This window comes from Streptomyces sp. NPDC012637, from assembly GCF_042954805.1.
GTDB lineage: Bacteria > Actinomycetota > Actinomycetes > Streptomycetales > Streptomycetaceae > Streptomyces.
Window position 1 is genome coordinate 347,761 of sequence record NZ_JBIBDS010000007.1, and the last position, 24,168, is coordinate 371,928.

At 74.5% G+C, this 24,168-nt stretch carries 19 protein-coding genes; 18 read left to right on the forward strand and 1 reads right to left on the reverse strand.

What is annotated here, in order from left to right; genetic code table 11:
- The first annotated feature begins 24 nt into the window (after positions 1-24).
- The 12 genes from ACFY8W_RS27355 to ACFY8W_RS27410 all read left to right on the forward strand — a co-directional run bounded on the left by ACFY8W_RS27355 (position 25) and on the right by ACFY8W_RS27410 (position 13,043).
- On the forward strand, positions 25-465 hold the full coding sequence (locus ACFY8W_RS27355; protein ID WP_351181244.1) for a phage tail protein: 441 nt from the start codon (positions 25-27) through the stop codon (positions 463-465).
- Entirely contained in the window at positions 462-983 is a 522-nt protein-coding gene (locus ACFY8W_RS27360; protein WP_351181241.1) for a hypothetical protein, read from the forward strand. Before ACFY8W_RS27355 ends, ACFY8W_RS27360 begins: the two co-directional genes overlap by 4 nt.
- Entirely contained in the window at positions 980-1,138 is a 159-nt protein-coding gene (locus ACFY8W_RS27365) for a DUF6760 family protein (RefSeq protein WP_351181238.1), read from the forward strand. The genes ACFY8W_RS27360 and ACFY8W_RS27365 overlap by 4 nt, the downstream gene beginning before the upstream one ends.
- Before the next feature lie 4 nt (positions 1,139-1,142).
- Complete coding sequence (locus ACFY8W_RS27370; RefSeq protein ID WP_391110446.1) at positions 1,143-4,280, forward strand: hypothetical protein; 3,138 nt, start codon at positions 1,143-1,145, stop codon at positions 4,278-4,280.
- A 37-nt stretch (positions 4,281-4,317) separates the two neighbouring features.
- A complete protein-coding gene (locus ACFY8W_RS27375; RefSeq protein ID WP_391110449.1) occupies positions 4,318-4,743 on the forward strand; it encodes a phage tail protein in 426 nt (141 codons plus the stop codon).
- 112 nt (positions 4,744-4,855) lie between these two features.
- A complete protein-coding gene (locus ACFY8W_RS27380) occupies positions 4,856-5,578 on the forward strand; it encodes a LysM peptidoglycan-binding domain-containing protein (RefSeq protein ID WP_391110452.1) in 723 nt (240 codons plus the stop codon).
- Positions 5,575-7,392 (forward strand): VgrG-related protein, encoded by a 1,818-nt coding sequence (locus tag ACFY8W_RS27385; RefSeq protein ID WP_391110455.1) that lies wholly within the window; start codon positions 5,575-5,577, stop codon positions 7,390-7,392. The genes ACFY8W_RS27380 and ACFY8W_RS27385 overlap by 4 nt, the downstream gene beginning before the upstream one ends.
- A 142-nt stretch (positions 7,393-7,534) precedes the next feature.
- Positions 7,535-7,852: a PAAR domain-containing protein gene (locus ACFY8W_RS27390; protein ID WP_391110458.1), complete on the forward strand. Its 318-nt coding sequence runs from the start codon at positions 7,535-7,537 to the stop codon at positions 7,850-7,852.
- Positions 7,852-8,274, forward strand: a complete 423-nt coding sequence (locus ACFY8W_RS27395; protein WP_391110461.1) for a GPW/gp25 family protein — start codon at positions 7,852-7,854, stop codon at positions 8,272-8,274. The genes ACFY8W_RS27390 and ACFY8W_RS27395 overlap by 1 nt, the downstream gene beginning before the upstream one ends.
- On the forward strand, positions 8,274-10,241 hold the full coding sequence (locus ACFY8W_RS27400) for a putative baseplate assembly protein (protein ID WP_391110464.1): 1,968 nt from the start codon (positions 8,274-8,276) through the stop codon (positions 10,239-10,241). Before ACFY8W_RS27395 ends, ACFY8W_RS27400 begins: the two co-directional genes overlap by 1 nt.
- Positions 10,238-10,816 carry a phage tail protein gene (locus ACFY8W_RS27405; RefSeq protein WP_391110467.1) on the forward strand — a complete coding sequence of 193 codons (579 nt, stop codon included), beginning with the start codon at positions 10,238-10,240 and terminating at the stop codon, positions 10,814-10,816. The genes ACFY8W_RS27400 and ACFY8W_RS27405 overlap by 4 nt, the downstream gene beginning before the upstream one ends.
- A 1,087-nt stretch (positions 10,817-11,903) precedes the next feature.
- Positions 11,904-13,043, forward strand: coding sequence for an NADase-type glycan-binding domain-containing protein (locus ACFY8W_RS27410; protein WP_391110470.1), 1,140 nt, complete (start codon positions 11,904-11,906; stop codon positions 13,041-13,043).
- 124 nt (positions 13,044-13,167) lie between these two features.
- Here ACFY8W_RS27410 and ACFY8W_RS27415 read toward each other — a convergent pair whose 3' ends face one another.
- A complete protein-coding gene (locus ACFY8W_RS27415) occupies positions 13,168-13,452 on the reverse strand; it encodes a hypothetical protein (RefSeq protein ID WP_391110473.1) in 285 nt (94 codons plus the stop codon).
- A gap of 657 nt (positions 13,453-14,109) precedes the next feature.
- On the opposite strand from ACFY8W_RS27415, the gene ACFY8W_RS27420 reads away from it, so the two are divergent.
- The 6 genes from ACFY8W_RS27420 to ACFY8W_RS27445 all read left to right on the forward strand — a co-directional run bounded on the left by ACFY8W_RS27420 (position 14,110) and on the right by ACFY8W_RS27445 (position 24,166).
- On the forward strand, positions 14,110-15,456 hold the full coding sequence (locus tag ACFY8W_RS27420) for an exopolysaccharide biosynthesis polyprenyl glycosylphosphotransferase (protein WP_391110476.1): 1,347 nt from the start codon (positions 14,110-14,112) through the stop codon (positions 15,454-15,456).
- A 52-nt stretch (positions 15,457-15,508) separates the two neighbouring features.
- On the forward strand, positions 15,509-16,627 hold the full coding sequence (locus ACFY8W_RS27425) for a Gfo/Idh/MocA family oxidoreductase (RefSeq protein ID WP_391110478.1): 1,119 nt from the start codon (positions 15,509-15,511) through the stop codon (positions 16,625-16,627).
- Positions 16,624-18,780, forward strand: coding sequence for an aminotransferase class I/II-fold pyridoxal phosphate-dependent enzyme (locus tag ACFY8W_RS27430; RefSeq protein ID WP_391110481.1), 2,157 nt, complete (start codon positions 16,624-16,626; stop codon positions 18,778-18,780). The genes ACFY8W_RS27425 and ACFY8W_RS27430 overlap by 4 nt, the downstream gene beginning before the upstream one ends.
- Positions 18,777-19,511: a NeuD/PglB/VioB family sugar acetyltransferase gene (locus ACFY8W_RS27435; protein ID WP_391110485.1), complete on the forward strand. Its 735-nt coding sequence runs from the start codon at positions 18,777-18,779 to the stop codon at positions 19,509-19,511. The genes ACFY8W_RS27430 and ACFY8W_RS27435 overlap by 4 nt, the downstream gene beginning before the upstream one ends.
- Positions 19,511-20,626, forward strand: a complete 1,116-nt coding sequence (locus tag ACFY8W_RS27440) for a DegT/DnrJ/EryC1/StrS family aminotransferase (RefSeq protein ID WP_391110487.1) — start codon at positions 19,511-19,513, stop codon at positions 20,624-20,626. Before ACFY8W_RS27435 ends, ACFY8W_RS27440 begins: the two co-directional genes overlap by 1 nt.
- Before the next feature lie 285 nt (positions 20,627-20,911).
- Complete coding sequence (locus ACFY8W_RS27445) at positions 20,912-24,166, forward strand: DUF4082 domain-containing protein (RefSeq protein WP_391110490.1); 3,255 nt, start codon at positions 20,912-20,914, stop codon at positions 24,164-24,166.
- The last annotated feature ends 2 nt before the right edge of the window (positions 24,167-24,168 follow it).

Genomic DNA, 24,168 nt, shown 5'->3' on the forward strand with positions numbered 1-24,168 from the left:
GCAAGGAAAGGTTGACAGACACACATGGCAACGGGCGATGCTCTTTCCACCCACGTCTTCGGCGTGCAGCTCGGGGGCTACCTGGTCGAGTCGATCCAGGAGATCAGCGGGTTCACCGTCGAGGAGGACGTCGTCGAGGTCAAGCAGGTGACCTCCGAGGGCAAGCAGATCATCCGCAAGCAGCCGGGTGCCCGGCAGGCGGGCGAGATCACGATCACCCGAGGGCTCGACCAGAGCAGCGAGTTCACCAAGTGGATCAAGGAGACCCTGAACAACGGGGCCGTGAACGCCGCTCGGCAGAACCTCACGATCGAGATCAAGGACACCGAGGGCAACACGGTCCGCCGCATCCAGCTGATGCAGGGCTGGGCCTCCAAGTGGGAGGGCCCGTCCCTGAAGGCCGGCGAGTCGTCCGCGGCCACCGAGACCGTGACGATCGTGTTCGAGGAGATCGTCGTCGAATGAGGCGCCGTACGGTCACGGCGGGCAACCTGGAGGAGTTCCTCCAGGCCACCGCACCCACCCAGGCCGCGGCCGGGACCGGCGAACAGCCGGCGCCCGCCGCGGCCCCGGCGGCGGCTCCGGCGGCCGCACCGCGCGCGGCGGACCACGGGCTGCGCACCGAGTTCGAGTTCGAGCTGCCGCGCGGCTACGTGGACGAGGCGGGCACCGTGCACCGGCACGGGTCCATGCGGCTGGCCACCGCCCGGGACGAGCTGCGCCCGCAGATCGACCTGCGGGTCAAGGAGAACCCCGCGTACCTGAGCGTGGTCCTGCTCAGCCAGGTGATCACCCGGCTCGGCACGATCACCGACGTGCACGCCGGGGTCGTGGAGCGGATGTACGCGACGGACGTGGCCTTCCTCCAGGACTTCTACCGGCGCGTCAACAGCGAGGGCCACACCCGCGCCGCGGTGACGTGTCCGCACTGCGAGGGCGGCTTCGAGGTCGACCTCTCCGGTGGGCGCCTGGGGGAATCGTGACGTACGCCCTCCCCCGGCTGCGGGAGGAGATCGCGTACATCGCCTACCACTTCCACTGGCAGCGGGACGAGATCCTCGACCTGCCGCACCGCGAGCGGCAGGAGTGGGTCACCGAGATCGCTCGCATCAACACCCGCGTGAACGAAGGCGGTTGAGCACATGGCATGGCGGGACTGGCTGCGTCGGCGGCCCGTCGCGGCGCCGGGGACCGCCCCCGCCCCGCGGGCGGCGGGTTCCGGCGCCGCGACGGACGCCGCCCCGCGCTCCGGCGTGCCCGGAGACTGGGACGGCGGCTGGCGCATGACGTCGCCGCCGCCCCTCACCGTCTCGCGCGCCCCGCTGGGCGTGAGCGACGGACTCGCCTTCCGCGGCGGCCTGGCCGCGTGGCAGGACCCGTCCTTCGACACCGGCCTCGCCCACGCGGTGCTGCCCTCCGCGCCGTCCGGCCTGCTGCGCGGCGTGGCCCGCCCGGCGGCCCCCGCCCCCCGCGCCACCGCCCCCGGTGGCCCCCTGCTGCTGCGGGCGATCCGCCCGCACGGGGTGGCCGAGGACGAGAACGGGCCCGGGACGACCGAACCGGCTTTGCCGGGGCGGGTGTCGGGCGTGCGTTCCGGCAGGAGTACGCGTACGGATGCGGGAGCGGTTACGGGTGCGCGTTCCGGCTCCGGTACGGCGGGGGCGCCCGTGGTCACGCCCGGCGCGGCACGTTCGGGGCCGGGCGGTGGCACCGCTCCAGCGAGCCCGGTCGGGCCGGTCGTGGCGCGCGCGGCCTCGCGGGAGGGCGGGAACCCGGGCGACGTCCGGGACGGCTCGGCCGGCGCGGCCGTGCAGCGGTCTCGGGCGAAGCGCTCGGCCACGAACCGGGCTCGGCAGAAGACGAGTTCGGCGCCACCGGCCCGGACGGCGGGAGCGGGCGACTCCGGGACCGAGGGACGTGCGTCCGGATCGGCACCGGTGAACCGCGAAGGCCTTGTCTCCGGACCCCAGGGCCCCGGCCGGCGTTCCGAGGCATCGAGCCCGACGGCGGCCTCCGCCATGTCGGCAGGTCAGGACCCGACCGGGTCGGCCACCGCGGCAGGCGGTTCACCGGGCTCTGGTCCCGTCGTACAGCGCGCCCGTGCGGCCGGGACGACCGCTCCGGGCGAGCCGACCCGGGGACTCGTGTCCCCACCGGCGTCGGTGGTGCTCGGCGCCGTACGGCGAGCGGCCGCGTCGGCGGACGCGGCTCGTCCCGTACCCGTGCGTGCACCCGCGCTGCCCGCCTTCCCGCTGGTCCGCCGGATCGCGGTGGTGCCCGGGATGCCCGGGACACCGGCCGACGGTCCGGCGCGGGCGGGCGCACCGGCCGCCTCGGCCCCCGCTCCGCGCGTCCAGCGGGCCACCGGCCCGGCCGCCGCGCCCGAGGCGCGCGCCGCCGTCCGTCCGCGCACCATCGGGCGCACGCTGACCGTCGCCCGCGGCACCGTGGTGCCCAGGCGCCGTGTCACCGTCATCCCTCACTCGGCCACCGCCTCGGCTGTGCCGCCCGTGCAGCGGGCGGGGTCCCTCGCGGACCGGGCGCCGCTGGGCACGGCCGCGGCCCCCGAACCGGCGTCCGCCGTCCGGCCGACGACCGAACCCGCGGCCCCTGGTACGACCCGGGCGTCGACGGCACCGTCCATGCCGGTCCTTCAGCGCAAGGCCGAGGCGCCCGTCGACGGCCCGGTCGCTCCCCCGGCCGAGCCCGCGACCGGCATGACGCCCGGTCTTGCGCCGGCGCAGCCCGTGCTCCGGCGCAAGGCCGACGAGCCCGCCGGCGGCCCGGCCACGCCCGAGAGGCCCGTGCTCCGGCGCACGACGGACGCACTCACCCACGGTCCCGCCACACCTTTGACGGCGCCCTCGGTCGCCTCGGCCCCGGCCATGCCCACCCTCCAGCGCAGCGCGGACGAACCGGCCGGCACTCCGGCCACGTCCCCGGCCGCACCTCTGACCGAGCCCCCCGCGCCCACGACACCGGCCATGCCCACTCTTCAGCGCAGGGCCGAGGACCCGGCCGCCGGCCCGGCCACGCCCGACCGGCCCGTGCTCCGGCGCACGGCGGACGGGCCGCCCGTCGGACTCGGCGCGCCCATGGCCCAACTGCCGCCCACCGCCCGCCCGCTCACCGGACGGACGGCGCCTCCCACGCCCGGCCCGGCCGCTGCGCCCGTGCCTCCGATGCCCACGCTGCAGCGCCGTACGGACGGGCGCCCCGACAGCCCGGCCACAGGCGGCCCGACCGTGCCCACCCCGGCCGCGCCCGGGCCTGGCCCGGCTCGGCCGCGTACCGGCCTGGGCGCTCCGCTGGCCGCACTGCCCGCGAGCGCGGCGGCGAAGACGCCGTCCGTGGACGTGCAGCGGGTGACGGCGCCGGCCACGGCCCGGCCGAGCACCGGGAGCGCCGGGAAGACCGGGAACGCCGGGGCCTCCGGCAACGCCTCGCGGCTCGCGGGTGCCCCGGTCCCAGACGTCCGCGGCGGCGGGGGGCGGCCCGTGCCGTTGGTCGTCGCGCGACGCGTGGCCGGCCCCGACGGGACCCCGCGGCACCAGGTGCCGGGCTCGTCCCGTACCCCGGCCCGCAGCCTCCGGTTGCTCGCGGACCGGACGCTGACGACGGGTCTGGGTGCGGACGCGCCCGGGCTTCCGACGGCGCCCGGGCCGACGCGGCCCGTCGCCGCCCGTCCGGTGGTTCCGGTCCGCTGGGCCTCCGCGTCCGCCGACGCCGCCACCGGCTCCCCCACCTCCACGTCGACCGGGACCGGTTCGCCCGCCGTGCAGCGGGTGGCGGTCGCTCCGGCGGCTCCCGGCCCCGACCCGGCGCGTCCGGCGCGCCCGGCGCCCGAGGCGCGCCGGGCCGCCGGCCCGCTGCCCGTGACCGCGCCGCCTGCGCAGGGGACCGCGCCGTTCGTCGTCCAGCCGGCCCCGGCCGGGCCGGGTCCGGCGGTGCCGCCGCTGCCCGGCGTGGCGCGGCCGGTGCCGACGGTGCCCGCCGTACGTGCCGTCCCCGCCGTACCCGGCCCGTCGGCCGCGCCCGTGGCGCAGCCCCGGCCCGCCGAGGCGCCCTCTTCCGGCGCGCGGGTCCAGCGGGCCGCCGAGCCGCCCGCTTCGGCGTCCGCCGCGCCCGCGCCGCAGAGCGGCGGCGCTCCGCGGGCCGCGGCCGACACCGACCTCGACGACCTGGCGCGCAAGCTGATCGACCCCGTCGCCCGGCTGCTGCGCGCCGAGCTGCGGCGCGGGCGGGAGCGCACCGGCCGGCCCTTCGACGGACGCCGCTGAGCGCCCGGACGACGCACGAGAAACGGACCACGGACCGATGACCGACAACATCTTCGCGACCAGCGTGTTCTTCCGGCTGGCGATCGGCGGCAACGACCTCGGCGCCTTCAACACCTGCTCCGGCATGGGCGCCGAGGTCGAGATGGAGAGCTACGCCGAGGGCGGGAACAACGGCTTCACCTGGCAGCTGCCGGGGCGGGTGACCTGGTCGAACATCACCCTCACCCGGCCGGTCACCGCCGACACGGCGAAGATCGGGCGCTGGCTCGACCAGACCCTGCGGAAGGTCGAGCCCAAGGACGGCGAGATCGTCGCGCTGCGGCCGGACCTCAGCCGGATCATCAGCTGGCAGGTGTTCGGGATCGTCCCGGTGCGGTGGCAGGGGCCGTCGTTCGACCCGGCCAACTCGGAGGCCGCGGTGGAGACCCTGGAGATCGCGCACCAGGGCCTGCTCCCGTCCTGACCGGCCCCGCCCGGCACGGCACCGCCCCGCACCACACCGCCCGTCCTGATCCGTCGCAGCATCCGTCGCAGCAGCGATACCCGTCCCCGTCCCTCCGGAAAGGAGTCCCGGCATGGCCACATCGGCCCGCGCCAGCCGCGCACGGGCGCAGCTCACCCTCAAGGAGCCGCCGGCCTCGGTCGGGGCCCGGCCCGGCGGGACGATCGCGCGGCTCGACCTGCAGTTCAACCCCTCGACGCTGCAGCTCGGCAAGACCACCGAGTGGCGGCGGTCGCCGTCCCGGATGGCCGGGCAGTCGGCGCTGCCCGAGTTCGTGGGCAGCGGGCCGCGGACGCTCAGCCTGGAGGTCTTCCTCGACGCCACCGCCACCCACGACAGCTCGGTGGAGCAGGCGGTCGAGAAGCTGATGAAGGCGTGCGTCCCGACCCCGGCGAGTCTCGGCCGCAAGAAGCCGGCGAGTCCGTGGGTGCGGTTCGAGTGGGGCAACGCGCGGACGACGTCGTTCGACGGGGTGCTGTCGAACCTGTCGGTGTCGTACACGCTCTTCGACGTGGACGGGAAGCCGCTGCGGGCGACGTGCTCGCTGTCCATCGAGGAGGCGAGCGTCGATCCACCGGGCCAGAACCCGACGTCGGGCTCGCGCACCGCGCGCAGCACGCACACGGTGGTGGCGGGCGACAGTCTGGCGATGCTCGCGTGGCGCGAGTACGGGGACGCGACGGCCTGGCGGGTCATCGCGGAGGCGAACGGGATCGACGATCCGATGGCCCTCGTCCCGGGCACCGAACTCGTGGTGCCCGGGCTGCGGGACGCGGATGCCGAGGAGGAGCGATGAGCGGGTCCGGATCCGGTGGGCGGTCGTTCGCGGCCGATCCGATCGTGGAGGCGCCCGGTGAACTGCCGCCGGTGTGGGCCGCGCAGCTGGTGAGCTGTGTGGTCGACGAGAACGTGGGGCTGCCGGACACGGCGGTGCTGACCTACCGCGACCCCGACCACGAGTTCCTGAAGACCACCGGGATCACCATCGGCACACCGCTGAAGGTCTCGGTGGTGACGGTCAAGGGCCAGGCGCGGGAGCGGCTGTTCAACGGCGAGGTCACCGCCCTGGAGATCGACCGGGACCGAACGGGTTCCTTCACGGTGGTGAGGGCGTACTCCAAGGCGCACCGGCTGCAGCGCGGCCGGAAGGTGGTGGCGTACCGGAACATGACGGCGTCCGCGATCGTCCGCAAGGTGGCGGCGGGTGCCGGACTCGCGGTCGGGAAGGTGGAGGCCGCGCCGGTCACGTACCGGCAGCTGTCCCAGGCGAACGTCTCCGACTGGGAGTTCCTGCAGTACCTGGCGGGCGAGAGCGGCGCGCAGGTGCGGGTGGACGACAAGGGGGTGCTGCAGTTCACGAAGCCGGTGAAGGCCTCGGGTGCACCGGCGCCGTCGACCTCGGCCGTCCGCGACCCGATGGTCCTGGAGTACGGGCGGAACCTGCTGGCCCTGCGGGCGGCGCTGTCGGCGGCCGACGGTGCGGCGAAGGTGCGGGTGCGCGGCTGGGACACGACCACCAAGCGCCCGCTGCTGGCCGAGAAGCCGGCCGTGGTGAGCGACACGGTGGTGCCGGGGATGCGTCCGCAGGCCGCCGCCGTGTTCGGCGCGCCGGTCGTGACCGTCGCGGACACCCCGTACCGCACGCAGGCGGAGACGGCGGCGGTGGCCGACGCGACCGCCGCGCAGATCAGCGCCGGTTTCGGTGAGCTGGAGGCGCTGGCCGAGGGCAATCCGATGCTGCGGGCGGGCAAGCCCGTGGCGCTCGGCAACGTGGGGCAGGCGTTCTCCGGCCGGTACACGGCGACGGCCGTGCAGCACGTCCTGGAGCCGCACGGCGGCTACCGCACCACGGTGTGGGTCAGCGCCAGTCCCGACCGCTCCCTGACCGGTCTGGTCACCGGCGCCGACGCGCCGGGCCGCGGCTCGCGCATGCCCGGACTGGCGATCGGGATCGTGACGGACGTGCGCGAGCCGAACGGCTCGCAGCGCGGCGCGGTGCGGCTGAAGTTCCCGTGGCTGGACGACACGTACGTCACCGACTGGGTTCGGACGGTCCAGTGGGGCGGCAAGGGCGGCGGCGGGGTGGTGAGCCCCGAGGTGAACGACGAGGTGCTCGTCGGCTTCGAACAGGGCCTGCTGGACAGCCCGTACGTGCTCGGCGGGCTCTACAACGGCGTGGACCAGCCCTCGCCGCACGACGTGCCGCTGGTCGACAGGACGAGCGGCAAGGTCAACCGCCGTTCGGTGGTGTCGCGTTCGGGTCACCGGGTGGAGCTGCTCGACGCGCCCGCGCCGGGCCCTTCGGGGCTGCGGCTCGTGACCGGGGACGAGCGGCTCGAAGTGCGCATGGACGACCGGCGCGACCGGATCGAGGTCACCGTGTTCGCCGGGAAGAACCGCCCGTTGAGCTCCGTCGTCCTCGACCGGCAGGGCATCACGCTCGACGCCGGGCGGGGCACGGTGAAGGTGACGGGCCGTCAGGTGGACATCGGCGCCACGGCCGGCGTGAACGTGGACGGCCGGACGGTGAAGGTGTCCGGTACGGCGGACGTGACCGTCGACGGCGGTCTGCTCGCCGTGCTCAAGGCCCGCCTCATCAGGATCAACTGAGGCCGCGACCATGCCCGTTCAGCTCCGCGAATCCCTCGCGCCCTCGCCTTTCGCATCCTCACCGCTCGCACCCCCGCCCCTCGAACGCCGCCCGCCCCTCGCACCCTCCGCACCCCCTCGTATCCACTTCCAGGAGTCCGTGATGCCAGCCGCAGCCCGTCTCGGCGATCCCACCGACCACGGCGGCCGGGTCGGGACCCCGCCGCCGGCCGCCGCCAGGAGCGTGGCGACGGTGCTGATCGGCGGGCTGCCCGCCGCCGTCACCGGCAGCCTGCACGTCTGCGTCGTCCCGCCGCACGCGGCGCTCGGGCCGGGAAACGTGATCATGCCCAACCCGGCGGCGGCCGTGTCCGGGCCGGTCCTCATCGGCGGGCTGCCCGCCGCGCGCGCCCGCGACCGGACGACCTGCGGCGCGATGATCCTGACCGGCGCCATGAACGTCCTGATCGGGGGCGCGTGATGAGCGAGCGGTTCATCGGCCGCGGCTGGGCCTTCCCGCTGCGCGTCGGGCCGACCGGCGGGATCGCCATGGTCGAGCGGGAGCGGGAGCTGGAGGAGGCGATCCGGCTGGTCCTCGGCACCGCGCCCGGAGAGCGCCCGATGCGGCCCGAGTTCGGCTGCGGCATCCACGAGTACGTCTTCGCGCCGGGCGACGGCGACACCGCCGGGCGGGTCGCGCAGCAGGTGCGCGAGGCGCTGGAGCGGTGGGAGCCGCGGATCGCGGTCGACGAGGTCGTCGTGGCCTTCGACTCCGTGGACGCCGGCACCCTCTACATCGACGTGCACTACACCGTGCGGATCACCAACGACCGGCGCAACCTGGTCTTCCCCTTCTACACGATCCCCTCCGAGGAGGGGGCCGAGGAAATGGTCGCGGACTGATGGCCCTGCCCTCCCCCAACCTGGACGACCGACGGTTCCAGCAGCTCGTCGACGAGGCGAAGCGCTATGTGCAGCAACGCGCACCGGAGTGGACCGACCACAACGTCTCCGATCCGGGCGTCACGCTGATCGAGACCTTCGCGTATCTGGTGGACCAGCTGCTGTACCGGCTGAACCGGGTCCCGGACAAGAACTACCTGGCCTTCCTCGACCTGTTGGGCATCCAGCTGTTCCCGCCGTCGGCGGCGGTCGCCGAGGTCGACTTCTGGCTGTCGGCGCCGCAGCCCGACACGGTGGCGCTGCCCGCGGGCACCGAGGTGACGACGGCGGCCGGTGACACCGAGGAGGCCGTGGTCTTCGCGACGACCGAGGAACTCCACATCGTGCCCAGCGAGTTGGCCCGGCTGCTGACCGCTCCCAGGACGGGCGAGCAGACGGACCGGACGGCCGAGCTCGCCGAGCGGCGGGACATCCCGTGCTTCCAGGCGACACCGGAGCCCGGCGACGCGCTGCTGTTCGGACTGCCGACCGCGGTGCCGCGCTGTGTGGTCGTGGTGCGCCTGGACAGCCAGGTGCAGGGCGTCGGCGTCGACCCGCGCCAGCCTCCGCTGGTGTGGGAGGCGTGGGACGGCGGGCGCTGGCAGCGCTGCGAGACCGGCGACGACACCACCGGCGGCCTCAACCGGCCGGGCGAGGTGATCGTCCACGTGCCGTCCGGGCACCGCGCGTCGCTGATCGGCGGGACCCGGGCGGGCTGGCTGCGCTGCCGGGTGACCGAGGCGGAGCCGGGCCAGCCCTTCTACTCGGAGTCCCCCACGGTGCGCGAGGCCTCGGTCTTCACCATCGGCGGCACGATGACCGTCGAGCACGCGGAGACCGTGACGGACGTGCCGCTCGGCACCTCCGAGGGCGTGGCCGGGCAGCGCTTCCGGCTCGGCCGGCCGCCGGTGCTGCTCGACGGCGAACCGCCGGTCGTGGAGGTGTCCTCGGCGGACGGGTGGCAGCGCTGGGAGGTGGTGGAGCACTTCGGGCGCTCCGGCCCCGAGGACCGGCACGTCCGGGTGGACGCCACCACCGGGGAGTTCTCCTTCCCGCCGGTGCTTCGCGAGCCGGACGGCACGCTCGGCTCGCGCGGCGCCGTGCCGCCCAAGGGCGCCCGGATCCGGGTCGCCCGCTACCGCACCGGCGGCGGCCCGGCGGGCAACGTGGCGCGCGGCGCCATCTCCGTGCTGCGCAGCTCCGTGCCGTACGTCGCCCGGGTGGACAACCGGGAGGCGGCGCGGGGCGGTGTCGCCGGCGAGACGCTCGACAACGCGAAGCTGCGGGCGCCGGAGGCACTGCGCATGCAGGAGCGCGCGGTGACCGCCGAGGACCACGAGATCATCGCCCGCCAGGCGGCGCCGTCGGTGCGCCGGGTGCGCTGTCTGCCGTCGGCCGGCGAGGGCGGCGGGGACGGCGCGGTGCGGGTCCTGGTGGTGCCGGACGCCGTCGCCGACGAGGGCGACCGGCTCCGCTTCGAGCAGCTGATCCCGTCCGACCAGGTGCTCACCGCGATCACCCGCGCCCTCGACGAACGGCGTCTCATCGGCACCCGGCTGGTGGTGGAACCGCCCGTCTACCAGGGCGTCACCGTCGTGGCCCGGCTGTCGGCCCCGGCGGCGGAGGCCGACCGGATCCGGGACACGGCGCTCGCCGCCCTGTTCCGCCACCTCGACCCGCTGCACGGCGGACCGGAGGGCAAGGGGTGGCCGTTCGGGCGTCCGGTGCAGTACGGGGAGCTGTTCGGCGTGCTCCAACGGGCCGTCGGGGACGTGCTGGTGGAGGACATCCGGATGTTCGCCGCCGACCCGATCACCGGGCGGCGCGGCGCACCGGTCGACCGGATCGACCTGGGTCCGGGCGCGCTGGTCTTCTCGTACCAGCACCAGGTGGTCGTCACCGCCACCGATCCGGAGGTGCGCGCATGAGCCGGGCCGCCGTTCCCGGGCTGCCCAGCAGGTACCCGATCGGCGAGCAACTGCCCGCCCTGTACGCCGAGGACGACTTCGCCCAGCGGTTCACGGCGGGTCTTGACACGGTCCTGGCACCGGTGTTCGCGACGCTCGACAACCTGGCGGGCTACTTCGACCCCCGGCTCGCGCCGCCCGACTTCCTGTCGTGGCTGGCCGCCTGGGTGGGCAGCGTCGACGACCCCCACTGGCCGCTGGAGCTCCGCCGCGAGGCGGTGGCCCGCGCGGTCGAGCTCCACCGCCTGCGCGGCACCCGCCGCGGCCTGGTCGAGGCGCTGCGCCTGGTCCTCGGCGTCTCGGCGGACGTCAGCGGCGACGGCGGCGCGGTCTGGTCGGCCACGCCCGGCGGCGCGACACCGCCGCCCGCCGCGGAGGCGGTGCTCGTACGGGTCTGGCCCGGCCGCACCGCCGAGGTCGACCCCGACCGCGTCCACGCCCTGGTCCGCACCCTGTGCCCGGTCCACACGGTCTGCCGCGTGGAGGTCCTGCCGGGTCCTCCCGCCGACGTCGAAGAGAGTGATCGCCGTGCGTGAATGTCCCGCGTGCGGGGCCTCGAACGCCCCCACGGACGACTTCTGCCACAACTGCGGCGCGTATCTGGCCTGGTCGGACGAGGGCCGCGCAGCCGGGCGCGGCCGTGCGGACGCCGGGGACGAGGGGCGGGCGGACGCCCCCGAGGCCCCACCGGGCGCCGCGCCCGAGGCACCGACCCGCGCGACGCCGACGCCCCCGGCCCCCCGGGACGCGCCCCGGGCTGCGGGCGCGGGCGCGGCGGGAACGGACGGCGCGCAGGGGACTTCGGGAGGTCGGACCTCTGAGGCGGCGTCGACGGAGGCCGGCAGGCGTTCGGCGGTGGAGTCCGGGGCTACCGGGCAGACGGCTGGGGCGCCGGGCGCCGGGCCCACCGAGACAGCACGGCAGACGGCGGCCGGCAGGCGTTCGCCCGCGGAGTCCGGGGCTGCCGGGCAGACGGCTGGCACGCCGGAGGCCGGGACGGCCGGGCGGCCGAACGGCGCACCCACGTCTGACGGGCCCGAGACGGCTGTTGCCCCGGCCGGCGACGGGGCGCCGACCGCGCGGGACGCGGCGCCGCACGGGCCCGTGGGGTCCTCGGCGCCGGCCCAGCCGCCGACCGATGCCGCGCGGACCGCCGACCGGCCCGCTCCGGCCGGGACCTCGGAGCCGGTGGCGGCGGAACCGTCCACCGGCCTGCCGGGACACCAGGGGTCCCGGTCCGGCGCAGGCGCCGACGCTGCGCCGGAGGTACCGGCCGCCGGGGCAGCCGCCCGCACAGCGGAAGCCGCAGGAACGACCGCCGCTGGACCGGAGGTCGCGCCGTCGCGGCACGCCCGCGCGCAGGAGCCGGAGCCGGCGGCCGTGCCGGAGCCGGAGCGTGCCGTTCCCCCGGCGCCGACCGGCGCGGCCGAGCCCGTGCGGAACGAGCCCGCGCCCGCGCGCGGGACCGGCGCGCCGGATCCGCGCCCGCCGGGCGGCGCGCGAGCGGCCGCCGCTCCGGCCGCCGTCCCCACCGCGCCTCCAGGCGCGGCTCCGGCGCACGAAGAGGCGCGCGCCGGTCGGGCCTCCGCCGACGCGCGCCCGGCGGCGTCGGAGGACCCCCTGGTGTCCGAGGCGGCCGACACGGCCCGCGGCTGGTTGCGGCGCGCGATGGGGCGCGTCACCGCGGATCTGCCGGAGGTTCCGGACCTGCCGGCGGCCCCGGCGGTCCCGGCCGCACCGGTGGTTCCGCCGATGCCGGAGGCATCACCGGCGGACGCGCCGTCGCGCGCCGCACAGCGGTCCGACGAGGCTCCCACCACCACGCAGCGACAGGCCCGGCCGGAGCGGGATATCCCCCCGGCCCCAGGTCCCGCGCGACCCACCGCTGCCGATCCCGCGCCCGCGCCCGTCCGCCCCGCCGCGGCTGCGCCCGCCGTCCCCGCGCCGCCGCCGCGGCGGCCCTCGGAGTCGCCTGCTCCGGAGGGCTCCCCCGGGCCCGTCCAGCCCGCGAAGGCCGTCGCCTCCCGACCGGTCGTGCGGCAGGTGCCGGTGGCGGAGGACATGGCGGGGGCGCCATGCCCGGCGTGCGGGACGCCGAACGCGCCGGAGCGCAACTTCTGCCGGCGGTGTGCGGCGCCGCTCACGCCGACGACGGCCGCGGCGCCGCTGCCCTGGTGGCGGACGGTCTGGCCGTTCCGGCGCCGCGCGCGGGGCGGTTCGGGACGGCTCGCCCGCTTCCTGACGGTGCTGTTCGTGGTTCTGGCGCTCTGCGCGGCGGGGTTCCTGCTGCTGCCGGCCGGGCGGCATCTGATCGAGGACACCCGCGACAAGCTGGGCAAGGCCAAGCCGGTGACCGCGACCGGGGTGAAGGCGAGCGCCGAGGTACCGGGGCACGCGGCGACCGCCAGTACGGACGGGCTCAGCAACCGCTACTGGGGCGCGCCGGGTTCCGGCGCCTCCGTCACGTACACCTTCGCCAAGCCGTTCCGACTGGTCGACGTGATCGTGACCAACGGCGCCTCGTCGGCACCGGAGGCGTACGCGTCGCAGGGGCGGGCGCTGCGGATCGAGATGGAGGTGACGACGAAGGACGGCACGGTGGTGCGCAGGACGCTCAACCTCAGCGACAAGGCGGGCCCGCAGACCTTCCCGACCGGCATCAGCGACGCCACCACCATCCGGCTGACGCTCGCCTCGCCCGCCGGACTGACCGGGAAGCGGCATCTGGCCCTGGCGGAGGTGGAGTTCTTCCAGCGCGGCTGAACTCCACGTCGATCGGGCGCACGCTTCACAGCAGCGTCACCGGCGCCCCGGCCCCGCATGGGGCCGGGGCCTCGTCGTCAGCACCACCGCCTGGCTGCCGGCGCGAGGTCACGAGATCACGAGGTCACGAGAGGCTGCTCTCCGTGGGCTCCGGCTCCCAGAAGCCCCGCAGGACCTCCTCCGTTTCGGCCCTCAGCTCGGTCAGGCGCGAGAGGACCACCTGTTCCTGCTTGGACAGGTCTCCGGACTTCGCCTTGGCCATCAGTCCGTCGATGGCGTCCGACAGGATGCTCACGCAGATGTTGGCCGCCGCGTCGAAGCCCTCCGCGTACACCTTGTCACGAGCACGGGCTCGCGCCTCGAGCAACAGGCCTCCCACCCCGCGCAGGACTTGCTCGCCACTCACCATGTTTCCTCACCTTCGTCGTACCCGATCCCTCATCGGGAACGGATCCTTCGCCCGGTCGCGTCGGCGCTCCGGGACGATTTCCGTGCCGCCGACGCGAGGCTCCGCCGCGAGGCCGCCGCGCGACCCGCGTGCGTGGCCGCACGCCGGCAGACCGGTCGGCTCCCCGGCGCGCCGTAGGTACGGGCAAGGCCCGAACCGATTGCCCGACTCTTACACTTCCTTCAAGTATCGGTAGGAGTTTCACACAACTCCTGGATGGCCTGCCCTAGTTGGTCTAGATTGAGCGCTGCCGAACCCGCTCGGTCGCGAATACCTCGTGTCCCGGGCGGTTTCTGCGTCCTGTGCGGACCCGGCCGTGGCTGGGGAGACTTGCGACTCGGTCCGCACCGTTCAGTCAGGCGGAAGAGCCGCGCACCCTCGTCGACCGTCGCCGCCCTTCCCCTGCCTGCGAGTCGTGCTCTCGCGGGCGAACCGGGGGAAGGACCGCGAGGGTTCAACGGGGTGCGCGCGAAGCGCCCTTGGGGGGAATGGATGACCGTCCTGCCGGTCACGCATGAGCGGCACCGTGTCGAATCCACACATGTCGACATCCCTCGCCCGTGGTGGCGGAGGAGACATCAACTGGCCCTGCTGGCCGCGGACACGACGGCTGCGGCGGTGGCCGCGCTGTTCGTCCTGCGGACCGGCGGCCACTGGCCGGTGGTGCTGGGACTGCCGCCGGCCTGGACCGCGCTGCTCCACGTCCACGGCGGCTACGCGCGCGGCCAGCTCGGATCCGGTTCCGAGGTGTACCGGCGGGTGCTGCGCGGCGCCCTCGTGCTCCCGGCCGTGGCCGCCGCGCTGGGCTGGGGGCTGGCCCGCGACCCGGACCTGATGTACGAGATGATCCTGGCCGCCCCGACGGCCGCCGCGCTGTCGCTCGTCGCCCGGTTCGCGCTGCGGCGCCGGCTGCGCGAGCACTGGGCGCGGGGCCGGCGCCGTACCACCGCGGTGCTCGTCGGCCCTTCCGCCGGGGTGGCGGAGCTGCTGACCGCGCTGCTGCGCGACCGGCGGCCCGGTGCCCCCGCGGGCTCGGTGCTCCAGGGCATGGACATCGCCGGGGTGTGCCTGACCGATCCGCTCAACGAGTCCGCGGTGGACCGGTTCGGGGTCCCCGTGCTCGGCGGCGTCGACGAAGTCCCGGGCGCCATCAGGGCGTTCGGGGACGCCAGCGCCGTGGTGGTGCTGCCGTCGCCGGAGATCGACGCGCCGCTGCTGCGCCGTCTCGCGTGGAGCACGGCCGCCGCCGGCGGCGACTTCCTGATCGCCCCGGCCTTCGGTGACGTGTCCTCCTCACGCCTCGAGGTGCGGCCGGTCGGCGGGGTGCCGCTCATCCACGTCCGCGCGCCCCGGCTCTCGCCGCTCGCCCGGCTCCCCAAGGAGCTGGCCGAGCGGCTGATCGCCGCGGTGCTGCTCCTGCTGCTCTCGCCGCTGATGTTCGCGGTGGCGCTCGCCGTGCGGCTCGGCAGCAAGGGACCAGCGCTGTTCCGGCAGGTCCGGGTGGGCCTGCACGGCAAGCAGTTCACGATGCTGAAGTTCCGTACGATGCGGACCGACGCGGAGGCCCGCCGGGCGGAGCTGGCGTCCGCCAACCACAACAGCGACGGTCTGCTGTTCAAGGTCCGCGACGACCCGCGGGTCACCCGGATCGGCGCCACGCTGCGCCGTTACTCGCTGGACGAACTCCCGCAGCTGATCAACGTCCTGAGCGGACGGATGGCGCTGGTCGGGCCTCGGCCGCCGCTGCCCGAGGAGGTCGCGGGCTACAGCCACGAGATCCGCCGCCGGCTGCTCGTGAAGCCCGGTCTCACCGGCCTGTGGCAGGTGAGCGGACGCTCCGACCTGCCGTGGGAGGAGGCCGTCCGGCTCGACCTCGCCTACGTCGACAACTGGTCGCTCGGCCTCGACGCCGTGATCCTGCTGCGCACCGGCCCCGCCGTCGTCCGCGCGACGGGCGCCTACTGAGATGCGCGCCCACCTTCCCGCAGAACCGCCCGCCCACATGGAGGGGAACACGTTGAACGACGCCGACCGACCCGACGAGCGGCCGCAGGCCCTGGGAGTCGCCGTCATAGGCGCCGGCTACTGGGGGCCCAACCTGGTGCGCAACTTCCAGGCCAGCGACCGGTTCCGGCTGCGCTGGCTGTGCGACCTCGACGTCGCGCGCGCCCGGCGGGTCCTCGGCGGCTACTCCACCGTGCAGGCCACCGACGACTACGCGGCGGTGCTCGCCGACCCCGAGGTGGCCGCCGTCGCGGTCGCCACCCCGGCCGGCACGCACCTGGACGTGGCGCTCGCCGCGCTGCGGGCCGGGAAGCACGTCCTGGTCGAGAAGCCGCTGGCCACCACCTACGCCGACGGGGCACGGCTGGTGGCCGAGGCGGAGGAGCGCGGCCTGACCCTGATGTGCGACCACACCTACTGCTACACGCCGGCCGTCGCGAAGATCCGCGAGCTGGTGCACGAGGGAGCGCTCGGCGACATCCACTACGTGGACTCGGTGCGGATCAACCTCGGTCTGGTGCAGAAGGACATCGACGTGCTGTGGGACCTGGCCCCGCACGACCTGTCCATCCTGGACTTCATCCTGCCGGAGCACGTGGAGCCGGTGGCGGTCGCCGCGCACGGCGCGGACCCGATCGGCGCGGGCCGGGACTGCATCACGTACCTGACCCTGCAGCTCAACACGGGGGCCATCGCGCACGTCCACGTCAACTGGCTCTCGCCCACCAAGGTGCGCACCACCATGGTCGGCGGCGCGAAGCGCACCCTGATCTGGGACGACCTGAACCCGGCGCAGCGCGTCGCGCTCTTCGACCGCGGGGTGGACCTGGCGACGCCGCAGGACCTGGGTGCGGACGAGCGCCGCGAGGCCCTGATCTCGTACCGCAGCGGCGACATGGTCGCGCCCGCGCTCGGCGAGAAGGAGGCACTGCGCAGCATGGTCGACGAGTTCGCGGCGGCGATCACCGAGGGGCGGGCCCCGCTGACCGACGGGCGGGCGGGGCTGCGGGTCCTGGACATTCTGGAGGCGGCCTCGCGGAGCCTGGAGTTCCGTGGTGCGGTCGTCGGCCTGCGGACCGGTGCCGACCGGTCCCTGAAGAACGCGAACGAAGCGGCGGGAGAACGGCGTTGAGCGACATTCGGGACAAGCGGATCCTGGTCACCGGCGGTGCCGGGACCATCGGCTCCCATGTGACGGACCTCCTGGTCGAGGGGGGTGCGCGCGAGGTCGTCGTGCTCGACAACTTCGTTCGCGGCCGCCGGTCCAACCTCGCGCGGGCCATGGCGAGCGGGCGGGTGCGGCTGGTCGAGGGCGACATCCGTGACGCGGCGACGGTCCGAGGGGTGACCGAGGGCGCCGATCTGGTCTACCACCTGGCCGCGATCCGGATCACCCAGTGCGCGGAGGAGCCGCGGCTGGCCAACGAGGTCATGGTCGACGGCACGTTCAACGTCCTGGAGGCCGCGGCGGCGGCCGGGGTCGGCAAGGTGATCGCCTCGTCCTCGGCCTCCGTGTACGGCCTCGCCGAGTCCTTCCCGACGGACGAGCGCCACCACCCGTACAACAACGACACGTTCTACGGCGCGGCCAAGGCCTTCAACGAGGGCATGCTGCGCAGCTTCCACGCCATGTACGGCCTGGACTACGTGGCGCTGCGCTACTTCAACGTGTACGGCCCGCGGATGGACATCCACGGCCTGTACACGGAGGTGCTGATCCGCTGGATGGAGCGGATCGCGGCGGGCGAGCCGCCGCTGATCCTCGGCGACGGCACGCAGACGATGGACTTCGTGGACGTCCGCGACATCGCCAGGGCCAACATCCTCGCGGCCCGGGCGGACCTGACCGACGAGGTGTTCAACATCGCCTCGGCGACCGAGACCTCGCTGCGCGAGCTGGCCGACGCGCTGCTCGACGTGATGGGCTCCGACCTGGAGCCGGTGCACGGCCCGGCGCGCGCGGTCAACGGCGTGACCCGGCGGCTGGCCGACACGACACGGGCGGAGGAGCGGCTCGGCTTCAAGGCCGAGATCGACCTGCGGACCGGTCTGAAGGACCTGGTCGACTGGTGGCGGGCCGAGAAGGGCGCGACCGCGACCGACGCCGAGAAGGCGGCGGGAAGGTCCGCCGGGGAGGCCGCCGAGGCGCCCGTGAGGATCCCGGTGATGGTGCCGTGGCTGGGCGAGGAGGAGGCGACGGCCGCCGCCGACGCCGTGCGCTCGGGCTGGGTCGCCCAGGGGCCGCGCGTCGCCGCCTTCGAGCAGGCCTTCGCGGAGCGGGTCGGCGCCCGCCACGGCGTGGCCGTCAGTTCCTGCACGACGGCCCTGCACCTGGCGCTCGTCGCGCTCGGGCTCGGCCGGGGCGACGAGGTCGTGGTGCCGTCGCTGTCCTTCATCGCGACCGCCAACGCCGTACGGTACGTGGGCGCCGAGCCGGTCTTCGCCGACGTGGACCTCGCCACCGGCAACCTCACCGCGGCCACCGTGGACGCGGTCCGCACCGAGCGCACCAAGGCGGTGCTCGTCGTCCACCAGGCCGGAGTGCCCGCGGACGTCACCGCGCTGCGGGCGGCGTGCGAGGGCTGGGGGCTGCCGCTGGTGGAGGACGCGGCCTGCGCGATCGGCTCGACCGCGGACGGCGGGTCCGTCGGGCGCGGCGCGCTGCTCGCGGCCTGGTCCTTCCATCCGCGCAAGCTGCTCACCACCGGCGAGGGCGGCATGGTCACGACGGACGACGCCGAGTGGGCGGCGCGGCTGCGGCGACTGCGCGAGCACGGGATGAACGTGTCGGCGGCCGAGCGGCACGCGAGCGGCACGCCCGTCCTGGAGAGCTATCTGGAGACCGGGTTCAACTACCGGATGACCGACATCCAGGCCGCGGTCGGCCTCGCCCAGCTGGAGAAGCTGGACGCGCTGGTCGCCCGGCGCCGGGAACTCGCCGCGCGCTACACGGAGTTGCTGGCCGACGTGCCCGGCCTGCAGCCGGTGCGCGACCCGGCGCACGGACAGGGCAACTTCCAGTCGTACTGGGTGCTGCTCGCCGAGGACTTCCCGGTGGGGCGCGACGCGCTCCTCGCGCTCCTCGCGGAGGCCGGGGTGTCGGCCCGCCGGGGCATCATGGCGAGCCACCTCGAACCCGCCTACGCGGGGCATCCGGCGGCGCCGCTGCCGGTGACCGAGCGGATCAGCCGCGACTCGCTGATCCTGCCGCTTTTCCACACCATGACCGAGGAGCAGCAGGACCGCGTGGTCGCGGTGCTGCGGGAAGCGACGGCACGTCCATGACCAATCGACTCGTGATCATCGGCGCCGGCGGCTTCGGGCGGGAGACCGCGCAGGCCGCCCTCGCCGCCGGCCGGCACCTGGCCGGTCACCTCGACGACGACCCCGCCCTGTGGGGCAAGAAGGTCGACGGCGTGCCCGTGCTCGGCGGCACCAAGCTCGTGCAGGAGCTGCCCCGCGCCGACTTCGTGGTGTGCGTGGGCAACCCGCGCGACCCCGCCGCCCGGGCCCGGCTGGTGCAGCAGCTCGGGCTGCCCGAGAAGCGCTACACCACCGTGGTGCACCCCACGGCCGTCGTGTCCCCGACCTCGACGATCGGCCCGGGCACCGTGCTGCTCGCCCACACCGTCCTCACGGCGTCCGTGCGGGTCGGCCGCCATGTCGCGGTCATGCCGCAGACGGTCCTGACCCACGACGACCAGATCGCCGACTTCGCCACCCTCGCCTCCGGCGTGCGGGTCGGCGGTGCCGCCCGGATCGGCCGGGGCGTCTACCTCGGTGCGGGATCGCTGGTCCGCGAGAACCTGGAGATCGGTGACTGGTCGCTGATCGGCATGGGCGCCGTGGTCCTCGGCAACGTGCCCCCGGGCGAGGTGTGGGTCGGCAACCCGGCCGTGCGGCTGCGCGAGGCGCCCCCGCCGGGGCTGGAGCAGCTCCAGGCGGAGCGCGACAACCCTTCTCAGGGAGCCGAGGAGCCTTCTCAGGGGGCCGAGGCGCAGGGAGAGCAGGGCTGATGAACCACATTCCCCTGGTCGACCTGAAGGCGGCCCACGCGGAGGTCGACGAGGAGATACGGGCCGGCTTCGACCGGATCCTCGCCGGCACCGCGTTCATCGGCGGCGAGGAGGTCGCCGCGTTCGAGCGGGAGTACGCCGCGTTCGGCGGCGTGGCGCACTGTGTCGGCGTCGCGAACGGCACGGACGCCCTGGAGCTGGCGCTCCGGGCGAGCGGTGTCGGGGCGGGCGACGAGGTCGTGCTGCCCGCGAACACCTTCATCGCCACCGCGGGCGCCGTGGCCAGGGCCGGGGCCCGCCCGGTGCTCGCCGACTGCGACCCCGGCACCCTGCTGCTCGATCCGCGGGCCGCGCTCGCCGCGGTCGGCGGCGCCACCCGTGCCGTGGTGCCGGTGCACCTGTACGGGCAGTGCGCGGACGTCGCCGCGCTCGCCGAGGTGCTGCCCGGGACGGTGCGGATCGTGGAGGACGCGGCGCAGAGCCAGGGGGCGAGCCGGGACGGCCGCACGCCGGGCAGCGGCGGCATCGCCGCCACGAGCTTCTACCCGGGCAAGAACCTGGGCGCGTACGGCGACGCGGGTGCGGTCGTCACCGACGACCCGGAGGCGGCGGCCCTGGTGCGGGCGATCGCCAACCACGGCGGTGTGGCGAAGTACCGGCACGACGTGCCCGGTTTCAACAGCCGGCTCGACGGCCTGCAGGCCGTGGTGCTGCGGGCCAAGCTGCGCCGGCTCGCCGCCGGCGACGAGGCCCGGCGGGCGGCCGCCGCCCGCTACGACGAGTTGCTCGCCCCGCTGGCCGAAGCCGGGCGGCTGGTCCTCCCGGTGACGGCGGACGGCAACGTGCACGTGTGGCACCTGTACGTGGTGCGGGTGCCGGGCGCCGACCGTGACGCGGTGGTGGGCAAGCTCAACGCGAGCGGCATCGGGGCGGGCGTGCACTACCCGACGCCGGTGCACCTGACGCCCGCGTACCGCCATCTCGGTTACGAGCGCGGGGACTTCCCGCACGCGGAACGGGCGGCCGACGAGATCCTCTCGCTGCCGCTCTTCCCGCAGATCACCCACGACCAGCAGCGGCAGGTCGTGGACGCGCTGGTGAATGCCCTGGACTGACAGGGCGAGGGCCCGTCCGGCTGAACAGGGTCGGGTGCGCCGCGGGTCCGGTGCGGTGCCTCGCAAGGCGCCGGAGCGTCGACAGCCCAGCTGTCGGGGCGCTTCGGCGACGCGGCGGGGAGCCGTGCCGGGCGGCGCTGCCCCGGCCGTGGTCCGCCGGACGGACCAGGGTCCGCCACTGCAGGGCCGGTCTGCCGTTCGATCCCCGAGGACCGGCCCGAGGGGACCGCTCCCCCACCCCCCGGCCGCAGGCCGGGACCAGCACCGCCCGTGAAAGGTACAGCCATGCAGAACCACTACCGTCGGGTCAGGGGCGCCGTGTTCGCCCTGGCAGCGGCGCTGACAGCGATATTCCTGCCGGCGAGCGGGCAGGCGAGCGCCGTCGCCGACCCCTGCGGCACGGGCAGCAACCCGATCGTCTGCGAGAACTCCAAGCCGGGCACGCCGATGTCCGACTGGTTCGCGGGGAGTTCCTGGGGCGACATCGCGGGGTTCCCGGCCAAGATGAGCCTCCAGCCCGGTGAGACCCTGCCGTTCAAGGTCCAGTCCCCCTCGCCGTACCACGTGAAGATCTACCGGCTCGGCTGGTACGGCGGCGACGGCGCCCGGCTGGTGTCCACGCCGGCCCAGGCCGCGCAGACCTACCCCGCCACGTACGCCTCGCAGCGTCCCAGCTGTCTCAAGGACCAGCCGACCGGTCTGATGGACTGCGGCAACTGGGCGACCACCGCGAGCTGGACGGTGCCGAGCGACGCCGTGTCGGGCCTCTACGTCGCCAACTTCGACCAGGCCGACGGCAACGGCCTCATGCCCTACCCGTTCGTGGTGCGCAACGACTCCAGCCACTCCGAGATCGTGGTGCAGACCTCCGACCAGACCTGGCAGGCGTACAACGACTGGGGCGGCACCAATCTGTACGACGGCCAGGGCCCCGCGCCCGACGGGCGTGCGTACAAGGTCAGTTACAACCGCCCGATGGACGTCGGCGGCGAGAACGGCATCTACGGCTCCGAGTACGAGATGATCTCGTGGCTGGAGCGCAACGGCTACGACCTGAGCTACGTCTCCGGCCTGGACACCGCGACCCGCGGCGCCTCGCTGCTCGCGAACCACAGGATGTTCATGTCCCAGGGCCACGACGAGTACTGGACGCAGGAGCAGTTCACCAACGTGCTCAACGCACGCAAGGCGGGCCAGCACCAGACGTACTTCGCCGGCAACGAGATCTTCTGGAAGACCCGGCTGGAGCCGAGCATCGACGGCAGCGGCACGGCGAACCGGACGCTGGTCTGCTACAAGGAGACCAAGCTCAAGTTCCCGACGCCCAACGGCGTTCCGGACCCGAGCAACGTGTGGACCGGTACCTGGATGGACCCGGACAGCACCCTGGAGGGCGAGCCCTACCGGCCGCAGAACATGCTCACCGGCTCACTGTTCCAGGTGAACGGCCCGCGCAACGACGCCATCACCGTGCCCGCCGCCTTCGCGAAGATGCGGCTCTGGCGCAACACCTCGGTCGCCGGCCTCACAGGCAACCAGGTCGCCACCTTCCCGGCCGGGACGCTGGGCTACGAGTGGAACAGCGACGTGGAGAACGCCAGCCGTCCCACGGGCCAGATCCGGATGTCCTCCACCACGCTCGACATCAACGACGGCAACTACCTGCTCGACTGGGGCAACAACTACGGCAACGGCACCGCGACCCACAGCCTCGTCGCCTTCCGTGACCCGACCTCGAAGGCGCTGGTCTTCGGCTCCGGCACCGTCCAGTGGTCCTGGGGCCTCACCAACGTCCCGACGGCCGACCCGGGCGGCGGCGTGGTGACCGCGGACAAGCGGATGCAGCAGGCCACCGTGAACATCCTGGCCGACATGGGCCTCCAGCCGAAGTCCCTGCAGTCCGACCTGGTCCCGGCCACCGCCTCCACCGACACCGCGGGCCCGGCGGTCACCGTCACCAGCCCCGCCCCGAACGGCTCCGTGCCGGCGCTCCGGCAGATCACCGTCACCGGCACCGCGGCCGACTCGGGCGGCGGCGTCGTGGCCCGGGTCGAGGTCTCCACCGACGGCGGCACCACGTGGAAGGCGGCCGAGGGCACCGGCTCCTGGAGCTACAAGTGGACTCCGATGGCCCAGGGCCCGGTCCAGCTCAAGGTCCGCGCCGTCGACGACAGCGTCAACATCGGCGCCGTCACCACCGTCCCGCTCACCGTCTCCGACCAGCAGTGCCCGTGCACGGTGTGGCCCGCCTCGGCCGCCCCGGCCAAGCCCAACGGCGGCGACGGCAGCTCCGTGGAACTGGGCGTGAAGGTGCGCAGCTCCGTCCCCGGCACCATCACCGGCGTCCGGTTCTACAAGTCGACCGCGAACACCGGCACCCACAAGGGCAGCCTGTGGTCGTCCTCCGGCCAGCTGCTGGCCACCGGCACCTTCACCAACGAGACCGCGTCCGGCTGGCAGGAGCTGAAGTTCGCCGCTCCGGTGCCGGTGAAGGCCAACACCACGTACGTCGTCTCGTACTTCGCGCCGAACGGCGGATACGCCTACGACGCGCACTACTTCACCGACAAGGGTGCGGGCCTCGCCCCGCTGACCGCGCTGCAGTCCGGCACGGACGGCGGCAACGGCGTCTACCGCTACGGCTCGACGAGCGGCTTCCCGTCCCAGGGCTCCTCGGGCAGCAACTACTGGGTGGACGCCATCCTGGAGACCGGCTCGGCCAGCACCACCCCGCCGACGATCACCGCCCGCACCCCGGCGCCCGGCGCGACCGGCGTGTCCATCACGGCCCCGGTGTCGGTGACCTTCAACCAGAGCATCGACGCGAGCACCCTGGCCCTCACGGTGAAGGGCCCCGGCGGCACCGCCGTCCCGGGCCGGGCCGTGCTCGACGGCGACGGCAAGACGGCCGCCTTCACGCTCAGCAGCCAGCTCGCGCTCGGTACCACGTACACGGTGTCCGTGCAGGCCGCCGACCTGTGGGGCAACGCGATGGCCGAACCGGTGACCTGGACCTTCACCACCGGCTCGACCCCGCCGCCGGCGAACTGCCCGTGCACGCTGTGGAGCGCGGGGACCGTCCCCACGAAGGCGGCGGAGACGGGCGACGGCAACTCCCTGGAGCTGGGCACCCGGTTCCGGTCCGCGCTCGACGGCAAGGTCACCGGAGTCACGTTCTACAAGGGCGCCACCAACACCGGCACCCACACCGGAAGCCTGTGGACCGACACCGGCACCCTGCTCGCGACCGGCACGTTCACCAACGAGACGGCCTCCGGCTGGCAGCAGATGACCTTCTCGAGCCCGGTGGACATCACGGCCGGGACGACGTACGTGGTCTCGTACCACGCGCCGAACGGCAACTACGCTGCCGACTCGGCCTACTTCGCCGGCTCTCATCTCAACTACCCGTTGACCGCACCGGCGGACTCCGCCGACGGTCGCAACGGCCTCTACAAGTACGGTGCTTCGACCCTCTTCCCGAACAGCTCCTACAACTCGACGAACTACTGGGTCGCGCCGGTCGTCACGACCGGCTGACC